Consider the following 18,356-nt stretch of genomic DNA (forward strand, 5'->3'; position numbering starts at 1 on the left):
GGAGTCAACTGCCCGCGAGGGGGCGGGCAGCCGGGGCCGTGCCCCGCGGGACGCGGTCGGCGTGCGGAGGCCGACGGCTGCCGGCCGGGGTGACCGGCGTGCGCTCGGAGCGGGCCAGATGCGGGCCGGGGGCGAGATGGGCGGGCACCCGGGACGAGTGGGACACGCCGATCGTCTCGCGGGCGGCCGGGGCCTCGTCCGCGGCGGTGCGGGGCCCCAGCGCCACGGGCGCGCCGACGGGGGCGGCCGGTGCCGGCACCGGAGCCGTGCGGCCGCGGCGGTCGCGCAGCCGGTCGCGCAGGGTGAACAGCCAGGCCTCCGCGCGGGCGATCAGCGGCTCGCACCACGGCAGCGCAAGCATGATCAGCAGTCCCGCGGCCCAGCCGAGGAGCACGTCGCTCAGCCAGTGCGTACCCAGGTAGACCGTGGTGAGGCCGACGCCCAGCGAGGTGACCGCGGACAGGGCGGACAACCAGCGGCGCGCCCTCGGGGTGGAGGCCAGATACGCCAGAATGCCCCAGGTCACCACGGCGTTGGCGGTGTGACCGCTGGGGAATATATCGCCGCCAAGGCCCATCTCGTTCGAGCCGATGACGGTCGCGTAGTGCGGTCCGAGGCGGCCCATGCCGATCTTCGCGGCGCCGACCGTGATGTTCAGCAGCAGCAGGGACGCGGCGAGGGTGAGCAGTGGACGGAGCGTGTGCTGCCGCCAGGAGCGCCAGCCCAGCCACGAGGCCACCATCACGGCGGTCGGGCCGCGCTGGCCCAGCACCACGTAGTAGTCGAGGAACGCGTGGATCTGCGGCCACTGCTGGTACGGCCGGAAGAACATGACCAGCCAGTCGAGCCGGACCAGCCACGAAGTCGTCACCACGGCCCAGACGATGGACAGGTAGAACGCCAACGTCGCCGAGAACAGCACGAAACGGTGCCGACTCATCCGCGGCACGTCGATGTGCGCCGGCCGTTGCGGCTCACGGTCCAGCCTGGCGAACACCCGGTCCAGGCGGGTGAGGGTTCCTTCGGTACGCACCTAATCGACGTTACAGCGAGTGAGCTCACTTCCCCGACGAATCACGGGGTTTGTGATGACGATGTGATGTGGCATTGCTCTCAACCGCGCCTTTATTTCCCCGTATTGCGCAATGCCCGTGCCGTCGCGGCCTGCAATTCCTTTGATCATTCCGGAGGTGCTTATGGAGCGCTTATAAATGCGTTAACCGAACGCTCGGGTGGAATTCTCCGCACGCTCATCCGACAACCCGATGCGGTCACGGGGGCCCGGAGCCGTTCAGCCAGAACGCCCCGTACACCGCCGAGACCACCGCCGCACCGGCCACCACCAGGGCCGTCCGCGACGTCCGCAGCCGGGCGAGGGCCAGGGCGGGCGGCAGCAGCAGCGGGAAGGCGGGCAGCAGCAGACGCGGCTTGGAGCCGAAGTAGCTCGACGCGCACAGCGCGAGCGCGGTGACCACGCCCGCGTACACCAGGAGCGGGAGCGGCTGCCGTCCGCGCACCCCGAGGACGAGCAGCCAGATCACCAGGCCGACGCCGACGACCAGTCCGAGGCCGGCCGGGGCGGACGCGAGCGAGGTGAACTTCTCGGCGGTGAACCGGGCGAAGGCGTACCCGCCGTCGAAACCGTTGCGCCAGCCCGCCTGCACGTCGAGGTAGCCGAGCGGGCCCTTGCCCGTGCGGAGCCCGACCCACAGCACGTACCCGGCGGCCCCCAGGGGCGCGAGCGCCATGCCGAGGGCGCGCGCCGGCCGGCACGCGCCCTCGGTCGGGGCCTCGACCCGGCTTCGCCGGATCGAGGTGACGCCGGCCGCCCACACCGCCGCGACGACGGCCAGGCCCACCGGCCGGGTCAGCCCCGCCAGCAGGGCCAGGGCGCCCGCGGTCACCCAGCGGCCGGTCAGCACGGCGTACAGCGACCAGGCGGCGAGCGCCGTGAACAGCGACTCGCTGTACGCCATCGACTGCACGATCCCGACCGGCAGCGCCGCCCACAGCAGCACCGCGCAGACACCGGCCCGGCGGCCGTACACGTGCGCGGCGACCGCGAAGATCCCCCACGCGGCGGCGAGCGAGGCGAGCAGAGCGACGGCGAAGCCCGCGTCGGCGTACGTGAGCGGGGTCACTGCGGCGAGCAGCCGCTCCAGCCAGGGCAGCAGCGGGAAGAAGGCCAGGTCGGAATGGACGTCGCCGTTCGGCAGGCGCACTTCGTAGCCGTACCCGGGGCCGGCGACCCGGGCGTACCAGAGCGCGTCCCAGCGGGCGGTCAGCAGAATGTACGCGTCCTTGCCGCGCGCGGCGCTCCAGACGGCCAGGGCGAGCAGGCCGAGGACGCGGACGGCCGCGTACCCGAGCAGCGCCGGGGCGGCCCGGCGCAGGATGCCGGGCCGGGCCGGTGCCACGGGCGTCGCAAGATCGGTCACGGGCTCGATTATCGACCGCACAGGGCACCGGTCCGCCCCGCGGGGCGTGCGGGCCGGGGGAGGGAGTGGTGTACGCCACACGGGTTCCCGGTGAACGGTGAGAGCTGGGCCACGCGACCGCGGCGATAACTCGCGTAACCTGGCCAGTCACTCGCACGTCGTTGCGCCGGCCGGGGATCACCGCTCTCTCCGGCCGAGCCGCCGGGGAGTCCCCACCCCGCGGGCCCGCCGACGCGAGGGTTCATCTGGGAGGTACGTACATGTCCGGGACGACCACGGCCGCCGCAGTGCCGCGCCGTCGGGCGGCCGGGGCCGGTGCCAACCGCTGGGTCGTCCTCGTCGTCCTCTGCGTCAGCCTGCTGCTGGTCGCCGTGGACGCCACCGTCCTGCACGTGGCGGTGCCCGCGGTCACCGAGGACCTCAGGCCCGGCGCCATAGAGCTGCTCTGGATCGTCGACACCTATCCGCTCGTCTGCGCCTCGCTGCTGATCCTGTTCGGCACGCTCGGCGACCGGGTGGGCCGCAGACGGATCCTGCTCCTCGGTTACGGCCTGTTCGGGATCGCGTCCGCCGTCGCGGCGTTCGCGCACAACCCGCAGACACTCATCCTGGCCCGCGCGCTGCTCGGCGTCGGCGGCGCCATGATCATGCCGGCGACGCTGTCGATCCTGCGGCAGGTCTTCCCCGACCGGCGCGAACGAGCGCTGGCGATCGGCATCTGGAGCGCGGTCGCCGCGGTGGGCGCCGCGGTCGGTCCGCTGCTCGGCGGCTTCCTGCTGGAGCACTTCTGGTGGGGGTCGGTCTTCCTCGTCAACATCCCGCTGATGCTGGTCAGCCTCCCGGTGGGACGGCTGCTGCTGCCGGAGTCGACCGGCGACCGGGACGGTCCCTGGGACGTGGTCGGCGCGATCATGGCGGCGGTCGGGCTGTTCGGTGCGGTGCTCGGCGTGAAGCGGCTCGGCGGCGGGGAGCCCGCGCTGAGCCCGCTCACCCTGGTGCCGCTGCTGGTCGGCGTGGTGCTGCTGGTGGGTTTCGTACGGCGGCAGCGGCGCCGGTCGCATCCGCTGGTGGACCTGGGGATGTTCGCGCGGCCGGCGTTCGTCACGTCGGTCGGGTGCATCGTGCTGGCGATGCTGGCGCTGGTCGGCCTGGAGCTGATCGCGGCGCAGTACCTGCAACTGGTGCTGGGCCTCTCGCCGCTGCGCACGGGGCTGCGGCTGCTGCCGCTGACGTTCGCGGCGATGGCGGCCGGGCTGGCCGGGGCTCGGATGCTGCGGCGGTTCGGGCCGCGCTGGATGGTCTGCTTCGGGTTCTGCCTGACGGCGGCCGCGGTGCTGCTGCTCACGGGGATGGGCGGGCAGGACGATACGGCGCTGCTGCTGGCCGGGTTCGTGGCGCTCGGGTTCGGGCTGGAGACGACGCTCTTCGGGGCGTACGAGTCGATGCTGAGCGAGGCGCCGGAGGCGCGGGCGGGCGGGGCCGCGGCGATCGGGGAGACGTCCTACCAGCTGGGGGCGGGCATCGGCATCGCCCTGCTGGGCAGTGTGATGAACGCCGCGTACGCGCCCGGCCTCACGTCCGTGTCGGGGGTCCCGGCGGACGCCTCGCGGGCGGCCTCGCACTCGCTGGGGGAGGCGTACGAGGTGGCCGGGCGGCTCGGGGTGCCGGCGGGGGACGCGCTGCGGCAGGCCGCGCGGAACTCCTTCGTGCACGGGCTGCATGTGACGTTGCTCGTGAGCGCGGGGCTGTTGCTGCTCGGCGCGGTGATGGCGCTGCGGCTGCCCCGGGTGATGCAGTGCGAGGAGCCCGAGGTGGAGCTGCCCGCGCAGCGGAAGGTCGAGCGGCCCCGGGTCTCGGCCTGACCGGCCCGGCCTTCGTGTCCCGGACCGGCCCTCGTGTGTCGGCCCGACCCCGCGTATCGGCTCGGCGGACGTCCGCGGCGTCCGGGTGCGGGCCCGCGGAGTGGGGCCCCGTGGGGTGGACGTGCGGGACACTGCGTCGTAACGTCGGGCCGGAGTCGTATAACTAGCGCTGCTAGTTTTCAGTTGCCGGAGGGTGTTCCATGTCCGCGTCCTCGAAGATGCCCCCGTTCGACCCCGCCGATCCGATCGGGATCGACGACCTGCTGGAGCCGGAGGACCTGGCGATCCGGGACACCGTGCGCGGCTGGGCCGCCGACCGTGTGCTCCCGCACGTCGCCGAGTGGTACGAGAGCGGCGAGCTGCCGGGTGTGCGGGAACTCGCCCGGGAGCTCGGCGCCCTCGGCGCACTCGGGATGTCACTCGACGGGTACGGCTGCGCCGGCGCCACCGCCGTCCAGTACGGACTCGCCTGCCTGGAGCTCGAGGCCGCCGACTCCGGCATCCGCTCCCTGGTCTCCGTGCAGGGCTCCCTCGCCATGTACGCCATCCACCGGTTCGGCTCCGAGGAGCAGAAGCAGGCCTGGCTGCCCCGGATGGCCGCCGGCGAGGTGATCGGCTGCTTCGGCCTGACCGAACCCGACCACGGATCCGACCCCGCCGCCATGCGCACGTACGCCAAGCGCGAGGGCACGGACTGGGTCCTCAACGGCCGCAAGATGTGGATCACCAACGGTTCGGTCGCCGGTGTCGCCGTCGTCTGGGCGCAGACCGACGAGGGGATCCGCGGGTTCGTGGTGCCGGCGGACAGCGCAGGGTTCTCCGCGCCGGAGATCAAGCACAAGTGGTCGCTGCGGGCCAGCGTCACCAGTGAACTCGTCCTCGACGACGTACGGCTGCCCGCCGACGCGGTGCTGCCCGGGGTCGTCGGACTGCGCGGCCCACTCGGCTGTCTGTCCCACGCCCGCTACGGCATCGTCTGGGGCGCCATGGGTGCGGCCCGCTCCTGTTTCGAGACCGCCCTCGACTACGCGCGGACCCGGGAGCAGTTCGGCAGGCCCATCGGAGGCTTCCAGCTCACCCAGGCCAAGCTCGCCGACATGGCGGTCGAACTGCACAAGGGAATCCTGCTCGCCCACCACCTGGGGCGACGGATGGACGCCGGCCGCCTGCGTCCCGAGCAGGTCAGCTTCGGCAAGCTCAACAACGTGCGGGAGGCGATCGAGATCTGCCGCACGGCCCGGACGATCCTCGGGGCCAACGGGATCTCCCTCGAATACCCCGTGATGCGGCACGCGACCAACCTCGAGTCGGTGCTCACCTACGAGGGCACCGTCGAGATGCACCAGCTCGTGCTGGGCAAGGCGCTCACCGGTCTCGACGCCTTCCGGTGACGCCCGGGGCGGGCAGGGCCGGCGTGCGGCCCTGCCTCAGCTCTGGTTGAAGAAACCGTCCGTCCGGTGCCCCGTCGGTTCGCCGCTGATGATCTCGGTGTCGGCGGGGGACAGCAGGAAGACCCGGTTGGACACGCGGTCGATGGAGCCGCGCAGGCCGAACACGAGCCCGGCCGCGAAGTCCACGACGCGCTTGGCGTCGGCCGCCTCCATGGCCGTCAGGTTCATGATGACGGGCACGCCCTCCCGGAACAGTTCGCCCACCGCGCGGGCGTCACGGAAGCTGTCCGGGGTGATCGTGCCGATCCGGCGGCCCTTCTCCTCGGCCGTGTCCGAGGCCACCTTCACCCGGGGGTCGGTGACCCAGGCGTCCCCGGCGTCGGTGCCCTCGGAGTAGTCGTCGTCGTAGTAACGCTCGTCATCGTTGTCGTCGACGAGGCCGAGCCACGCACTCGCCTTGCGTACCGATCCCATGGACGCCTCCTCTCACAGCGGTCTCTCTTGCTTTTCGTATCCCTATGGTCATCCATGATGCGGACGGTGCGCCAAGTGGATAGACGCCGCGCGGGGGGTTTGTGACGGTACTGGTGCACAGCGAATACGTCGAGAGGCCGTGTGCCCCAAGGGCGCGGGCCTACACGGCTGCTGACTGTGAGTGAAATATGATTGTCCACGGCGTATGGGTGACGCACGGTGCGTACGGGTGAACGAAGGGGCGGATACGATGCGGCGGCTCAACGTCGTACGCATCACGGGGGATCGTCGTGTTCGGAATTGTCAGGCCCTGCCGGCATCGCCTCGGGGAGAACCTCGGCGCCCAGTGGATGGCCCACCTGTGCGGACTGTGCCTGGCGCTGCGCGGCGACCACGGGCAGTTCGCGCGCGTGGTGACGAACTATGACGGGCTGATCCTCTCGGTCCTGACGGAGGCTCAGGCCACCGGGGCGGCGGGAGCGGCGGGGGGACGGCGGCGGACGGCGGGCCCGTGTCCGCTGCGCGGTATGCGCACCGCCTCCGTCGCACAGGGTGAGGGGTCGCGGCTCGCGGCGGCCGTCTCGCTGGTGCTCGCCTCGGCCAAGGTGCGCGACCATTTCGCCGACGGTGACGGGCTGCTGGCGCGCCGGCCGGTGGCGCTCGCCGCGCGCCGGGTCGCGGACGGCTGGCGGCGCGCGGGCGCCCGCACCGGGGCGGGCGTCGGGTTCGACACCGCCGTCCTCGTCGACGCCGTGGACCGCCAGACCGGCATCGAGGCGCTCGCCGGACCCGGGACGCCGCTCCTCGCCGTCACCGAACCGACCGAGACCGCGACCGCCGCCGCCTTCGCGCACACCGCGGTCCTCGCCGGCCGGCCGGGCAACGCCGCACCGCTCGCCGAGGCCGGCCGCCTGTTCGGCCGGCTCGCCCATCTCCTGGACGCAGTGGAGGACCGCCGGGAGGACGCCGCCCGGGGTGCCTGGAACCCGCTCACCGCGACCGGCACCCCGCTCACCGAGGCCCGCCGGCTCGCCGACGACGCCGTCCACGGCATCCGTCTCGCCCTGCGCGGGGTGGGGTTCACCGAGGGCCGGCTGGCGCACCTGCTGCTCGCGCACGAACTGGGCCGCTCCGTCGACCGGGCCTTCGGCACCGAGTCCTGCGGGCACGCGCCCGAAGGCGCCTTCGGGCCGCCGCAGGGGCCGTACGCACCCCAGAGCCCGCACGGCCCGCGGGCACCGCACGACCCGAACCACCCCGGAACCGGCGGCGGCAGCCCCTTCGGCGGCGCGCCCCCGAGCCCCGGCAGGCGCGGCTTCTGGGCCGGGTGCGCGGCCGCCCTCGGGCTGTGCTGCACCTGCAAGGTGTGCTGTGCCGACGAGTTCGAGGGCCCGTGGTCGCGGAGGAGGCGCGAGGGCTGCTGCGCCAACTGCGACTGCGACTGCTCGTGTTGCGAGGCGTGCCAGTGCTGCGAGTGCTGTGAATGCTGCTCCTGCTGCGACTGCGGGCTGTGACGCGTCGCGGGCCGACGGGGGTGGTGCGGGGTGAGCCGTCCGCCGTGGAGAGACCGGAGAGAAAGAGGAAAGGAGTGGGGGAGCGGCCCGGTCGTACGGGGGTTTGCCCGCCCGCCCCCGCATGGAAGGGGTGATCACATGACGGACGTATCGGACCAGTGGGAGGGGCGTGGGCGCCGCACCGGGACGGCGCGGGCGTCCCGCGACCCGTCGGCGCCGGCCGGCGCCCCCTGGCCGAAGAGGTATCCGGACGGTCAAATTCCGGACAACCCCGTGTTCCTGCCGGTCCACGGCGCCGCGGTCGTTCCCGCCGCTGCCGAGGCGGACGCTCCGGCCGTCGGTCGAGGGGCGTTCGCCTCCGGGGCGCGGCTCGGCTTCGGGGCCGAAACGGCGGCATTCGTGCGGGTCGCGCCGCACCTCGCGATACCGGCGGGGCAGCGGGCCCCGGCCTGAGGCGAGGGCCTTTCCCCCATTGCCTGACGGAGCGTCAAGTCATCCCGGACGCACGCCTTCTAGTTGAATCGCACACAGTCGCACGGCCGAAAGGTGCCCTTGCGCCGACCGTCCGTTCGGCCGAATACTCCCCCTCAGCGCTTGTCAGGGGCACGGCGTATCCGGAATCCGGACACCCGGCGCCTGGCTGCGCCTCACGGGCCCCGACCCCACGCGGCCCCCGACTTCCTTTGTGGAGGAACGACAAGTGAGGATCAAGCGCACCACCCCGCGCAGCGGCGTCGCGAGACGGACCCGGCTGATCGCCATCGCCTCCGGGCTCGTGGCCGCTGCCGCGTTCGCGGTCCCCAACGCGAACGCGTCCGACACGACCACCTTCAGTGCCGCTCAGCTCACCAAGGCGAGCGACTCGGTGCTGAAGGCCGACATCCCGGGCACCGCCTGGGCGGTCGACAGCAAGACCAACCGTGTCGTCGTCACCGTCGACAGCACGGTCACCCCGTCCGAGATCGCCCAGATCAAGCAGCGGGCGGGGACCAACTCCGGCGCGCTGACCATCAAGCGCACGGCGGGCAAGTTCAACAAGCTGATCTCCGGCGGCGACGCCATCTATGCGAGTAGCTGGCGCTGCTCGCTGGGCTTCAACGTCAAGGACGCCAGCGGAAACTACTACTTCCTGACCGCCGGTCACTGCACCGACGGCGCGGGCACCTGGTGGGCGAACTCCTCGCACTCCACGACCCTCGGTTCCACCGCCGGCTCCTCCTTCCCCGGCAACGACTACGGCATCGTGCGCTACACCAACAGCTCGATCACCAAGTCGGGCACGGTGGGAAGCCAGGACATCACCAGCGCGGCCACGCCCTCCGTCGGCACCACCGTGTACCGCCGCGGCTCCACGACCGGCACGCACAGCGGCCGCGTCACCGCGCTCAACGCGACGGTCAACTACGGTAACGGCGACATCGTCTACGGCCTGATCCAGACCACGGTCTGTGCCGAGCCCGGCGACTCCGGCGGCCCGCTGTACGGCGGCACCACCGCCTACGGTCTGACCTCCGGCGGCAGCGGCGACTGCACCTCCGGCGGTACGACCTTCTTCCAGCCGGTCACCGAGGCGCTGAGCGCCTACGGGGTGCACGTCTACTGACGTCCCCCGTGGACCCCGGCCCCGTTCCCGGCGGTCCGACCTGCGGCAGCAGGAGAGCCCCCGCACGCAACCGGCGTGCGGGGGCTCTCGCTCGCGCGGGGGTCACCAGGGGTTCCGATCCGGTCCGGGGCGCGGTGAGAGCGGGTTGAATTCAGGACAGGACTAGACCTCACGGACGGCACACAGGATGTCCCTGCGTCGTATTTGCAGTGCGAACCCGGGTGGGCCGACCTCGGGCGGTCAAGGCATAGGGGACATACGCCGGTTGACGTATGCGCGTCCAGAACTCGACCTTGTGTGCGCACTGCCGGTCTCGGAATAGTGGGCCGGGTCAACCGCCTTCCGGCGCACGGGGCCCCCACAACCTCGTGTGCCGACCCCCCACAGGAGGACGAGAGTTGAAGCACCGACGCATACCCAGGCGCCGTGCGGCCGTGGCAGGTGCGGGCATCGCCGCGCTGGTCGCCGCGGGAGTGACCTTCCAGAGTGCGAACGCCAGTGAGGCCCCGAAGACCCCCGTGGCGCGGACCCTGTCGTCCACGGCGGCCGGAAAGCTCGCCTCGACGCTGGTCAAGGACCTCGGCACCGACGCGGCGGGTACGTACTACGACGCCCGGGCGAAGAGCCTCGTGGTCAACGTGCTCGACGCCGCCGCGGCGAAGACCGTCCAGCAGTCCGGCGCCAAGGCGAGAATCGTCGAGAACTCCCTCGCGGAGCTGGACGGAGCGCGCACCACCCTGCGCGAGGACGCCACCATCCCCGGCACCTCGTGGGCGACCGACCCGGTCAGCAACAAGGTCGTGGTCACCGCCGACAGGTCCGTCTCGAAGACCGAGTGGGCCACGCTCTCCAAGGTCGTCGACGGGCTCGGCGCCAAGGCCGAACTCAAGCGTTCGAAGGGGGAGTTCAAACCCTTCGTCGCGGGCGGCGACGCCATCACCGGCTCGGGCGGCCGCTGCTCGCTCGGGTTCAACGTGGTCAAGGGCGGCCAGCCGTACTTCCTGACCGCCGGACACTGCACCTCCGCGATCTCCGCCTGGTCCGACTCCAGCGGCAACCAGATCGGCAAGAACGAGCAGTCCAGCTTCCCGGGCAACGACTTCGGCCTGGTGAAGTACACCGCGAGCGTGGAGCACCCGAGCGCGGTGGACCTCTACAACGGCTCCACGCAGGCGATCGCCAAGGCCGGCGAGGCGACCGTCGGAGAGAAGGTCACCCGCAGCGGCTCCACGACCCAGGTGCACACCGGCACGGTCACCGGTCTGAACGCCACCGTGAACTACTCCGAGGGCACGGTCAGCGGCCTCATCCAGACCGACGTGTGCGCCGAGCCCGGCGACAGCGGCGGCTCGCTGTTCGACGGCGACACCGCGCTCGGCCTGACCTCCGGCGGCAGCGGCGACTGCACCTCCGGCGGCGAGACCTTCTTCCAGCCGGTCACCGAGGCACTGTCGGCCACCGGAAGCCAGATCGGCTGACCTGATCCGCTGAGCAGCACCGCGGAGCCCCGCCCTCGCGCGCGAGGGGGCGGGGCTTTCGCGTGGGCCTCTCGTGCGGGCTTCGCGCGGCTTCCCGCACGGGCTTCGCGCGGGCTCGCGCGCGCCGGGCCGCCGCGGATCCGCGCAGGTGAGGGCACCCGAGACGGTTGTCGCACAGATGTTCGGGAATTGGTCTATGGTGGGGGTGAGAGTTGAGGGAACTGATGTTCGAGACCCTGTGAGGGGTCGCGTGTGCGGGAGGTGCGGATGCCGGGCTTCACGCATCTGCACACCGTCTCCGGGTTCTCCCTGCGCTACGGCGCCTCGCACCCGGAGCGGCTGGCCGAGCGCGCCGCCGAGCGGGGCATGGACGCCCTCGCGCTCACCGACCGCGACACCGTCGCCGGCACGGTCCGGTTCGCCAAGGCCTGCGCCGCGGCGGGCGTCCGCCCGTTGTTCGGCGCGGAGCTGGCGGTGGCCGGGCCCGAGCCCGTACGGCGGGACGGCCCCGTCCGGCACGAGCGGCGCCGGACGCCCGTGCGCGGCGGCGCCTTCGTCGACGAGTCGGCTCCCCGCGTCACCTTCCTGGCCCGGGACGGCGCCCGCGGCTGGGCCGGCCTGTGCCGCCTGGTCACCGCCGCCCACACCGCCGCCGGCACCCCCCTGCTGTCCTGGCCCGAGAACCACGCCGACGGCCTGACCGTCCTGCTCGGCCCCGACTCCGACGTGGGCCGCGCCCTCGCCGCCGGGCGCCCGGACCGCGCGGCCGGGCTGCTCGTCCCCTGGCGCGAGGTCTACGGCGACGCCCTGCGGCTCGAGGCCGTCTGGCACGGCCGTACCGGCACCGGCCCCGGCTCCCTGCGCCTGGCCGCCCGTACCGTCGGCTTCGCCGCCGAGCAGGGCGTCCGGCCGGTGCTGAGCAACGCCGTCCGGTACGCCGACCCCGGCCAGGGCCCGGTCGCCGACGTCCTGGACGCCGCCCGCCGCCTGGTCCCCGTCGACCCCACGCGGGAGCTGGACTCCGGCGAGGCCTGGCTGAAGGGCGCGGACGCGATGCTGCACGCCGCCGAGCGCATCGTCGAGGCCGCGGGTTTCCGGCGCGACACCGCCCACCGCCTGCTGGAGCAGACCCGGGCCACGGCCGCCGAGTGCCTGGTCGACCCCGAGGACGACCTCGGCATGGGTTCCGTCCACTTCCCCGAGGCGCACCTCGTCGGCGCCGGCCGCCGCACCGCCCAGCGCACGCTCGCCTCCCGGGCCGCGGCGGGCATGGTGCTGCGCGGCTACGCCGGCCGGCGGGACTACTGGGAGCGGATGCACGAGGAACTGGACGTCATCGCCCACCACGGCTTCGCCTCCTACTTCCTCACCGTCGCCCAGGTCGTCGACGACGTGCGGGACATGGGCATCCGGGTCGCCGCGCGCGGCTCCGGCGCGGGCTCCCTGGTCAACCACCTCCTCGGCATCGCGCACGCCGACCCGGTCGAGCACGGGCTGCTGATGGAGCGCTTCCTGTCCAAGCGCCGTGTGGCCCTGCCCGACATCGACATCGACGTGGAGTCCGCGCGCCGTCTGGAGGTCTACCGGGCGATCATCGGGCGGTTCGGCACCGAGCGGGTGGCGACGGTCGCCATGCCGGAGACGTACCGGGTGCGGCACGCGATCCGCGACGTCGGCGCCGCGCTGTCCATGGACCCCGCCGACGTCGACCGCATCGCCAAGTCCTTCCCGCACATCCGCGCCCGCGACGCCCGCGCCGCCCTGGACGAGCTGCCCGAGCTCAGGGCGCTGGCGGGGGAGCGGGACAGGTACGGGAGGCTGTGGGAGCTGGTCGAGGCCCTCGACGCGCTCCCGCGCGGGGTCGCCATGCACCCCTGCGGAGTGCTCCTGTCCGACGCCTCCCTGCTGTCCCGTACGCCGGTCATGCCCACCAGCGGCGAGGGCTTCCCCATGTCCCAGTTCGACAAGGACGACGTGGAGGACCTCGGGCTGCTCAAGCTGGACGTGCTGGGCGTGCGGATGCAGTCGGCGATGGCGCACGCCGTCGCGGAGGTGGAGCGGGCGACGGGGGAGCGGATCGACCTGGACGCGGTGCCGCCGGGCGACCCGGCGACGTACGGGCTCATCCGGTCCACCGAGACGCTCGGCTGCTTCCAGATCGAGTCGCCGGGCCAGCGGGACCTGGTCGGACGGTTGCAGCCCGCAGACTTCCACGACCTGGTCGTCGACATCTCGCTGTTCCGGCCGGGGCCGGTCGCCGCCGACATGGTGCGGCCGTTCATCGAGGCGCGGCACGGGCGCGCGCCGGCCCGCTACCCCCACCCGGACCTGGAGGAGCCGCTGAGGGAGACGTACGGGGTCGTCGTCTTCCACGAGCAGATCATCCACATCCTGCACATCATGACCGGCTGCGGCCGGGACGAGGCGGACCGGGTGCGGCGCGGGCTGTCCGACCCGGAGTCGCAGGCGCGCATCCGGGTCTGGTTCGCGCAGCACGCGGCGGCCCACGGCTACGACGCGGAGACGGTCCGGCGCACCTGGGAGATCGTCGAGGCGTTCGGCTCCTACGGCTTCTGCAAGGCGCACGCCGTCGCCTTCGCCGTACCGACGTACCAGTCGGCCTGGCTGAAGACGCATCACCCGGCCGCCTTCTACGCGGGTCTGCTCACCCACGACCCGGGGATGTACCCGAAGCGGCTGCTGCTGGCGGACGCGCGGCGGCGCGGGGTGCCGATCCTGCCGCTTGACGTGAACCGGTCGGGGGTCGCCCACCGTATCGAACTGGTGTCTGATTCAGAGTCTGGTTCGCCGGACATGTGGGGACTTCGGCTGGCCCTCTGCGATGTGCACGGCATCAGCGAGGCCGAGGCGGCACGGATCGCGGACGCGCAGCCGTACGCCTCCCTGCTCGACTTCTGGGAGCGGGGCAGGCCGAGCCGCCCCGTCGCCGGACGGCTCGCCCAGGTGGGTGCGCTGGACGCGTTCGGTGCCAACCGCCGCGACCTGCAACTGCACCTGACCGAGCTGCACCGGGGCGCCCGGGGCGGAGGCGGTGGCCAACTCCCGCTGGCGGGTGGCCGCAAGACCGCGTCCGCGGGACTGCCGGACCTGTCCGACGCGGAGCGGCTCAGCGCCGAACTGGGTGTGCTGTCCATGGACGCCTCGCGCAACCTGATGGACGACCACCGCGCCTTCCTCGACGAGCTGGGCGTGGTGTCCGCGCGCCGGCTGCGCGAGGCCCGGCACGGGGAGACGGTGCTGGTCGCGGGCGCCAAGGCGGCCACCCAGACCCCGCCGATCCGGTCCGGCAAGCGGGTGATCTTCTCCACGCTGGACGACGGCACGGGCCTGGTCGACCTCGCCTTCTTCGACGACTCCCACGACGCCTGCGCCCACACCGTCTTCCACTCCTGGCTGCTGCTGGTGCGAGGGGTGGTGCAGCGGCGCGGCCCGCGCAGCCTCAGCGTGGTGGGCTCCGCCGCCTGGAACCTCGCCGAGCTGGCCGAACTGCGCGCCGGGGGCGGCCTGGAGGAGGTGGCGGCGCGGCTGGCGGAGCCCCTGCCGCAGGGGAGCCCGGAGCAGGATCCGGGGCGGGATCCGGACGGCGGCCCTGCCGAGGGCCGTCCGGACCCGGGCCGCCCGGGCCGCACGATCCGCATGCCCACGGGGTACGAGATGCACCCTTGGGCCGATCTGCGTCCCGCGGGCGAAGGCCCCGCGGGTGGACGGAAGTTGTGGCACCAGAGCCCGGGGAGTGCGGGATGACCATCCTCTGCGTACGTTTCCAGCTGCCGCCGGCGCGCGAGGACGCCCTGCCCGGGCTGCTCGGCCTGCTGGAGGAGTTCACCCCGGTCGTCGAGGCGCTGCCGCCGGACGGGGCGCTGGCCGATCTGCGGGGCGCCGAGCGGTACTTCGGCCGCGACGCCGTCGAACTGGCCTCGGTGATCCGGATCCGGGCCCTCGCGCTGCACGGCGTCGACTGCGTGATCGGCGCCGGCCCCGGGCCGATGCTGGCGCGTATGGCGCTGCGCGACGCCCGGCACGGGACGACCCGCGCGGCACCCGGAGACCCGGACGCCGTCGCGGAGTTCCTGGCCGGGCGGCCGGTCTCCGCGCTGCCCGGCGTCGGCGCGGCGACGGCCCGCACCCTGGGCGAGTACGGCCTCGACACCGTGGACCGGGTCGCCGCAGCGCCCCTGTCCACCCTCCAGCGCCTGATCGGCGCGGGTGCCGGCCGCGCACTGCACGAGCGGGCGAACGGTGTGGACCGCGGCCGGGTCGTTCCCGACGGGGTCTCACGCTCCCTTGTCGCGGAACGCCCCTTCGCACGCGACGAGACGGACCCCGGCCGCCATCGCCGGGAACTGCTCTCGGCCGCCTGGGAACTGGGCGTCCGGCTGCGCGCCCTGGACAAGGTCTGCCGAGTCCTGACCCTCACCGTGCGCTACGCCGACCGTTCCGCCACGACCCGCGGCCGCACCCTCGCGGAACCGACCGCCCACTCGGCCGTGTTGATCGGGGCGGCCCACGGCCTGTACGACTCCCTGGGCCTGCAGCGCGCCCGCGTCCGCGCGATCGCCCTGCGCGCCGAGGGTCTGACCCCCGCCGACCAGGCCTCCCATCAGCTCACCTTCGACCCCGTGGACGAGAAGGTCCGCCGCGTCGAGGAAGCGGCCGACCGCGTCCGGGCGAGGTTCGGCCCGCGCGCGGTGGTACCGGGGGCACTGGCGGCGTGACTGCGCCTCCGCGGGTGTCAGTCGGCCCAGGGGAGTGATGCGCGTGCCGTCGGCCAGCTCCGCCTCCAGGCCGACGGACGTGGTGACCCAGGAGAGCGCGGTGTGCCCGGTCGGGTTCTCGACGGCCACCGTCGCACCGGCGTTGGTGATCACCGTGTCGCCCGCCGAGATCCGCTCGCGCCGGCCGCCGAGGGTGATCAGGGCTCGGGCCCGCGCACGGCTTCGCCTTCGCGCGGCCGGCGCCGGACGGCGCGACGGTCGGTGAACTCGCCGTCCATCGCGGGGTCACCAGGCAGGCGGCGAGTCAGCTCGTCGACGAGATCGTGCGCAAGGGGTACGCGGAGCGCCGGCCCCACCCGGACGACGCGCGGTCGTGGCCGGTGGTCCTGACCGACCGGGGGGCGGGCCTGCACCGTGCGGCCCAGGAGGCGGGCGCCGAGGCCGTGGGGGTACGGGTCGAACTGATCGGCGAGGGTGAGGTGCGCGCGTTGCGGGAGCGGCTGGCGCGCATCGCACCGTACGGTCCGATCAGGCCTGTCTGGTGACGGTTTGTCAGGGGCTTTATCACGGTCTCCGGTTGACGTCGAAAGTTTTTACTGACGCGTAACTTCCCATGCGGGCTACTCGTCCGTAACTTGACGAATGAACAGCATCCCGTGATCCGGATCACAGGGCTTAGTGCCGTCGCACCTCCCCCCTTGAGCCGCAAGGAGATCACCCGATGCTGCCCCTCAAGCGCGTCCTCAGACCCCTGGCCGCCCTGCTGCTCGCCGCAGCGGTCGCCACCGTCCCCGCCGCCACCGCCCACGCTGCCGACGCCCCGAGCAGTGGCTGGAACAACTGGTCCTGCAGGCCGTCGGCCACCCACCCCCGCCCCGTCGTCCTCGTCCACGGCACCCTCGGCAACTCCGTCGACAACTGGCTGGCCCTCGCGCCGTACCTGAAGGACCGCGGGTACTGCGTCTTCTCCCTCGACTACGGCCAGTTGCAGAACGTCCCGCTCTTCCACGGCCTCGGCCCCATCGACAAGTCGGCACAGCAGCTGTCCGACTTCGTCGACAGGGTGCTCGGCACCACCGGTGCCGCGAAGACCGACCTCGTCGGCCACTCGCAGGGCGGGATGATGCCCCGCTACTACCTGAAGTTCCTCGGCGGGGCCGGCAAGGTGAACGCGCTCGTCGGCATCGCGCCCGACAACCACGGCGCCACCCTCAGCGGACTGACCAACCTGCTGCCGTACTTCCCGGGCGCCGAGGACCTCATCTCCGCCGCCACCCCCGGCCTCGCCGACCAGCTCCCCGGCTCCGACTTCCTCACCAGGCTCAACAACGGCGGCGACACCGTGGCCGGCGTGCACTACACGGTCATCGCCACCAAGTACGACGAGGTCGCCACGCCGTGGCGCAGCCAGTACCTGACCGGCCCCGACGTGCGCAACGTCCTGTTGCAGGACCTGTGCTCGGTGGACCTCTCCGAGCACCTGGCGATCGCGCTCTTCGACCGCATCGCCTTCCACGAGGTGGCCAACGCCCTCGACCCGGGCCACGCCACCGCCACCACCTGCGCGTCGGCGTTCAGCTGACGCGTGTTCCGGGGCCTGTCCGGCCTGAGCCGCCGGACAGGCCCCGCGCTGGTGGGGCCGCCTCAGCGGCGGCCCTGCCGGGCGCCGTTCGCCGCGCGCCTGCGCGCCGAGGCGAACAGCGCGGCCGAGCCGACCGCCAGGGCGGCCGCGCCGCCGACCGCCACGTAAGGTTCACCGCCGTCGCCGCCGGTCTCGGCCAGGTCGCCGGAGGCACCGGAGGCACCGGAGGCACCGGCGGCCTCGGGCCGGTTCGCCGTGGACGCGTTCGCGGCGTCCGCGGTGTCCCGGGCGTCCTCGACCTCGGCGCTCTTCGACCGGTCCGCCGCCGAGGAGCCGGAAGCGGACGCCGGGTGCGTCGTCGTACGGGCCTCGGTGTCCCCGTGGCCGTGGTGCCCGGCCGTCGACCTGCCGGCACCGTCCTCGATCTGCCGCTCGGTGGGCGCGGACGCGCTCGGGGCCGGGGACGTGCCGGCCGCCGTACCGCCGCCGCCGCCGAAGACGACGTCCGAGCAGGAGTAGAACGCCTCCGGACTGTCCGAGCGCTGCCAGACCGCGTACAGCAACTGCCTGCCGGAGCGCTCGGGGAGGGTGCCGGAGAACGTGTAGAAGCCGCCCGAGGCCACCGGGTCGGTCGCCGTCGCCACCGGGTGCGCGAGGTCGAGGTCGTCCCAGGCGAGCGGCTTCGCCGGGTCGTAGCCGGGCCTCGTCAGATAGACCTTGAAGGTGCCCTTGTGCGGGGCGGTCACCCGGTATCTGAAGGTGTACGAGCCGCCGCGCACACCGGTCGCGGGCCAGTCCGCGCGGGCCAGGTCGAGGCCCTTGAACTCCGGGTTGTTCGCGCTGCACAGCCTGCCGTCCGGGATCAGCGCCTGGTGGCGGCCGTTCGCGTCGCCGATCCGGATGCCGTTCCAGTCGTAGAGCGCCTGGGTGCCGCCGGCCGCGACCGCCGCCCTGCACGCGGCGGACTTCGGGCTCTCCGGACCCTCCGCGTAGCACTGGGCGACCCGGCTGACCGGGTCGCCCATGGACCCGTGGGCGGACGCGGGCCCGGCGGCCAGCGCGGTCAGCGCGAGCGAGGCCGTGCCGAGGGCGGCGGCGACGCCGGCGGCGGCCCCGCGGCGTCGCGGCGTCCCCCGCTCGAACGACGCGGAGAGCCTGGGGAAGGGCATGGGGGAACTCCTCGGAACGGTCCTGTGGCGGGGCGGCGGCCCCCGGAGCGCGGACTCCGGGCGCCGGATCCCGTGGGGGCGATCAGCAAGCTAGCCGGGGGAAACCGTG

13 protein-coding genes and 2 pseudogenes are annotated in these 18,356 nt (G+C 73.2%); 10 read left to right on the top strand and 5 right to left on the bottom strand.

The window, feature by feature from the left end; translation table 11 throughout:
• Positions 1–4: 4 nt before the first annotated feature.
• A complete protein-coding gene (locus ACF1A5_RS16380) occupies positions 5–1,033 on the bottom strand; it encodes a phosphatase PAP2 family protein (RefSeq protein WP_392193527.1) in 1,029 nt (342 codons plus the stop codon).
• Between the two features lie 238 nt (positions 1,034–1,271).
• Entirely contained in the window at positions 1,272–2,438 is a 1,167-nt protein-coding gene (locus ACF1A5_RS16385; protein WP_392193528.1) for a hypothetical protein, read from the bottom strand.
• Between the two features lie 260 nt (positions 2,439–2,698).
• Between ACF1A5_RS16385 and ACF1A5_RS16390 the strand changes: the two genes are divergently transcribed.
• Both ACF1A5_RS16390 and ACF1A5_RS16395 read left to right on the top strand, forming a co-directional pair.
• Complete coding sequence (locus ACF1A5_RS16390; RefSeq protein ID WP_392193529.1) at positions 2,699–4,300, top strand: MFS transporter; 1,602 nt, start codon at positions 2,699–2,701, stop codon at positions 4,298–4,300.
• A gap of 200 nt (positions 4,301–4,500) precedes the next feature.
• The gene (locus tag ACF1A5_RS16395) at positions 4,501–5,691 is read left to right on the top strand and encodes an acyl-CoA dehydrogenase family protein (protein ID WP_356195607.1); all 1,191 of its coding nucleotides are present in this window, start codon (positions 4,501–4,503) and stop codon (positions 5,689–5,691) included.
• A 36-nt stretch (positions 5,692–5,727) separates the two neighbouring features.
• Here ACF1A5_RS16395 and ACF1A5_RS16400 read toward each other — a convergent pair whose 3' ends face one another.
• Positions 5,728–6,165 carry a cell division protein SepF gene (locus ACF1A5_RS16400; RefSeq protein ID WP_392193530.1) on the bottom strand — a complete coding sequence of 146 codons (438 nt, stop codon included), beginning with the start codon at positions 6,163–6,165 and terminating at the stop codon, positions 5,728–5,730.
• A gap of 290 nt (positions 6,166–6,455) precedes the next feature.
• Between ACF1A5_RS16400 and ACF1A5_RS16405 the strand changes: the two genes are divergently transcribed.
• The 6 genes from ACF1A5_RS16405 (at position 6,456) to ACF1A5_RS16430 (ending at position 15,496) form a co-directional block, all read left to right on the top strand.
• A complete protein-coding gene (locus tag ACF1A5_RS16405; protein ID WP_392193531.1) occupies positions 6,456–7,679 on the top strand; it encodes a DUF5685 family protein in 1,224 nt (407 codons plus the stop codon).
• 138 nt (positions 7,680–7,817) lie between these two features.
• On the top strand, positions 7,818–8,132 hold the full coding sequence (locus ACF1A5_RS16410) for a hypothetical protein (protein WP_392193532.1): 315 nt from the start codon (positions 7,818–7,820) through the stop codon (positions 8,130–8,132).
• Positions 8,133–8,379: 247 nt separating this feature from the next.
• Positions 8,380–9,282, top strand: coding sequence for a S1 family peptidase (locus ACF1A5_RS16415; RefSeq protein WP_392193533.1), 903 nt, complete (start codon positions 8,380–8,382; stop codon positions 9,280–9,282).
• A gap of 434 nt (positions 9,283–9,716) precedes the next feature.
• On the top strand, positions 9,717–10,760 hold the full coding sequence (locus ACF1A5_RS16420; RefSeq protein WP_392193534.1) for a S1 family peptidase: 1,044 nt from the start codon (positions 9,717–9,719) through the stop codon (positions 10,758–10,760).
• Between the two features lie 267 nt (positions 10,761–11,027).
• Positions 11,028–14,525, top strand: a complete 3,498-nt coding sequence (locus ACF1A5_RS16425) for a DNA polymerase III subunit alpha (RefSeq protein WP_392193535.1) — start codon at positions 11,028–11,030, stop codon at positions 14,523–14,525.
• Positions 14,522–15,496, top strand: a complete 975-nt coding sequence (locus ACF1A5_RS16430) for a hypothetical protein (protein WP_392193536.1) — start codon at positions 14,522–14,524, stop codon at positions 15,494–15,496. The genes ACF1A5_RS16425 and ACF1A5_RS16430 overlap by 4 nt, the downstream gene beginning before the upstream one ends.
• A gap of 30 nt (positions 15,497–15,526) precedes the next feature.
• Here ACF1A5_RS16430 and ACF1A5_RS16435 read toward each other — a convergent pair.
• A pseudogene (locus ACF1A5_RS16435) lies at positions 15,527–15,697 on the bottom strand (cupin domain-containing protein); the annotation flags it as partial.
• On the opposite strand from ACF1A5_RS16435, the pseudogene ACF1A5_RS16440 reads away from it, so the two are divergent.
• Positions 15,697–16,041 (top strand): annotated as a pseudogene (locus ACF1A5_RS16440) (MarR family winged helix-turn-helix transcriptional regulator); the annotation flags it as partial. The pseudogenes ACF1A5_RS16435 and ACF1A5_RS16440 sit on opposite strands and share 1 nt — an antisense overlap.
• A gap of 176 nt (positions 16,042–16,217) precedes the next feature.
• The gene (locus tag ACF1A5_RS16445; protein WP_392193537.1) at positions 16,218–17,078 is read left to right on the top strand and encodes a lipase family alpha/beta hydrolase; all 861 of its coding nucleotides are present in this window, start codon (positions 16,218–16,220) and stop codon (positions 17,076–17,078) included.
• A 62-nt stretch (positions 17,079–17,140) separates the two neighbouring features.
• Here ACF1A5_RS16445 and ACF1A5_RS16450 read toward each other — a convergent pair whose 3' ends face one another.
• A complete protein-coding gene (locus ACF1A5_RS16450; protein ID WP_392193538.1) occupies positions 17,141–18,247 on the bottom strand; it encodes a lytic polysaccharide monooxygenase in 1,107 nt (368 codons plus the stop codon).
• Positions 18,248–18,356 lie beyond the last annotated feature (109 nt).

This window comes from Streptomyces sp. NPDC014864 (assembly GCF_043081525.1).
GTDB lineage: Bacteria > Actinomycetota > Actinomycetes > Streptomycetales > Streptomycetaceae > Streptomyces.

Coding starts and splice junctions, on each gene's coding strand:
- ACF1A5_RS16410 (WP_392193532.1), top strand. CDS start 7,818: ATGACGGACGTATCGGACCAGTGGGAGGGGCGTGGGCGCCGCACCGGG.
- ACF1A5_RS16425 (WP_392193535.1), top strand. CDS start 11,028: ATGCCGGGCTTCACGCATCTGCACACCGTCTCCGGGTTCTCCCTGCGC.
- ACF1A5_RS16395 (WP_356195607.1), top strand. CDS start 4,501: ATGTCCGCGTCCTCGAAGATGCCCCCGTTCGACCCCGCCGATCCGATC.
- ACF1A5_RS16450 (WP_392193538.1), bottom strand. CDS start 18,247: ATGCCCTTCCCCAGGCTCTCCGCGTCGTTCGAGCGGGGGACGCCGCGA.
- ACF1A5_RS16390 (WP_392193529.1), top strand. CDS start 2,699: ATGTCCGGGACGACCACGGCCGCCGCAGTGCCGCGCCGTCGGGCGGCC.
- ACF1A5_RS16430 (WP_392193536.1), top strand. CDS start 14,522: ATGACCATCCTCTGCGTACGTTTCCAGCTGCCGCCGGCGCGCGAGGAC.
- ACF1A5_RS16400 (WP_392193530.1), bottom strand. CDS start 6,165: ATGGGATCGGTACGCAAGGCGAGTGCGTGGCTCGGCCTCGTCGACGAC.
- ACF1A5_RS16445 (WP_392193537.1), top strand. CDS start 16,218: ATGCTGCCCCTCAAGCGCGTCCTCAGACCCCTGGCCGCCCTGCTGCTC.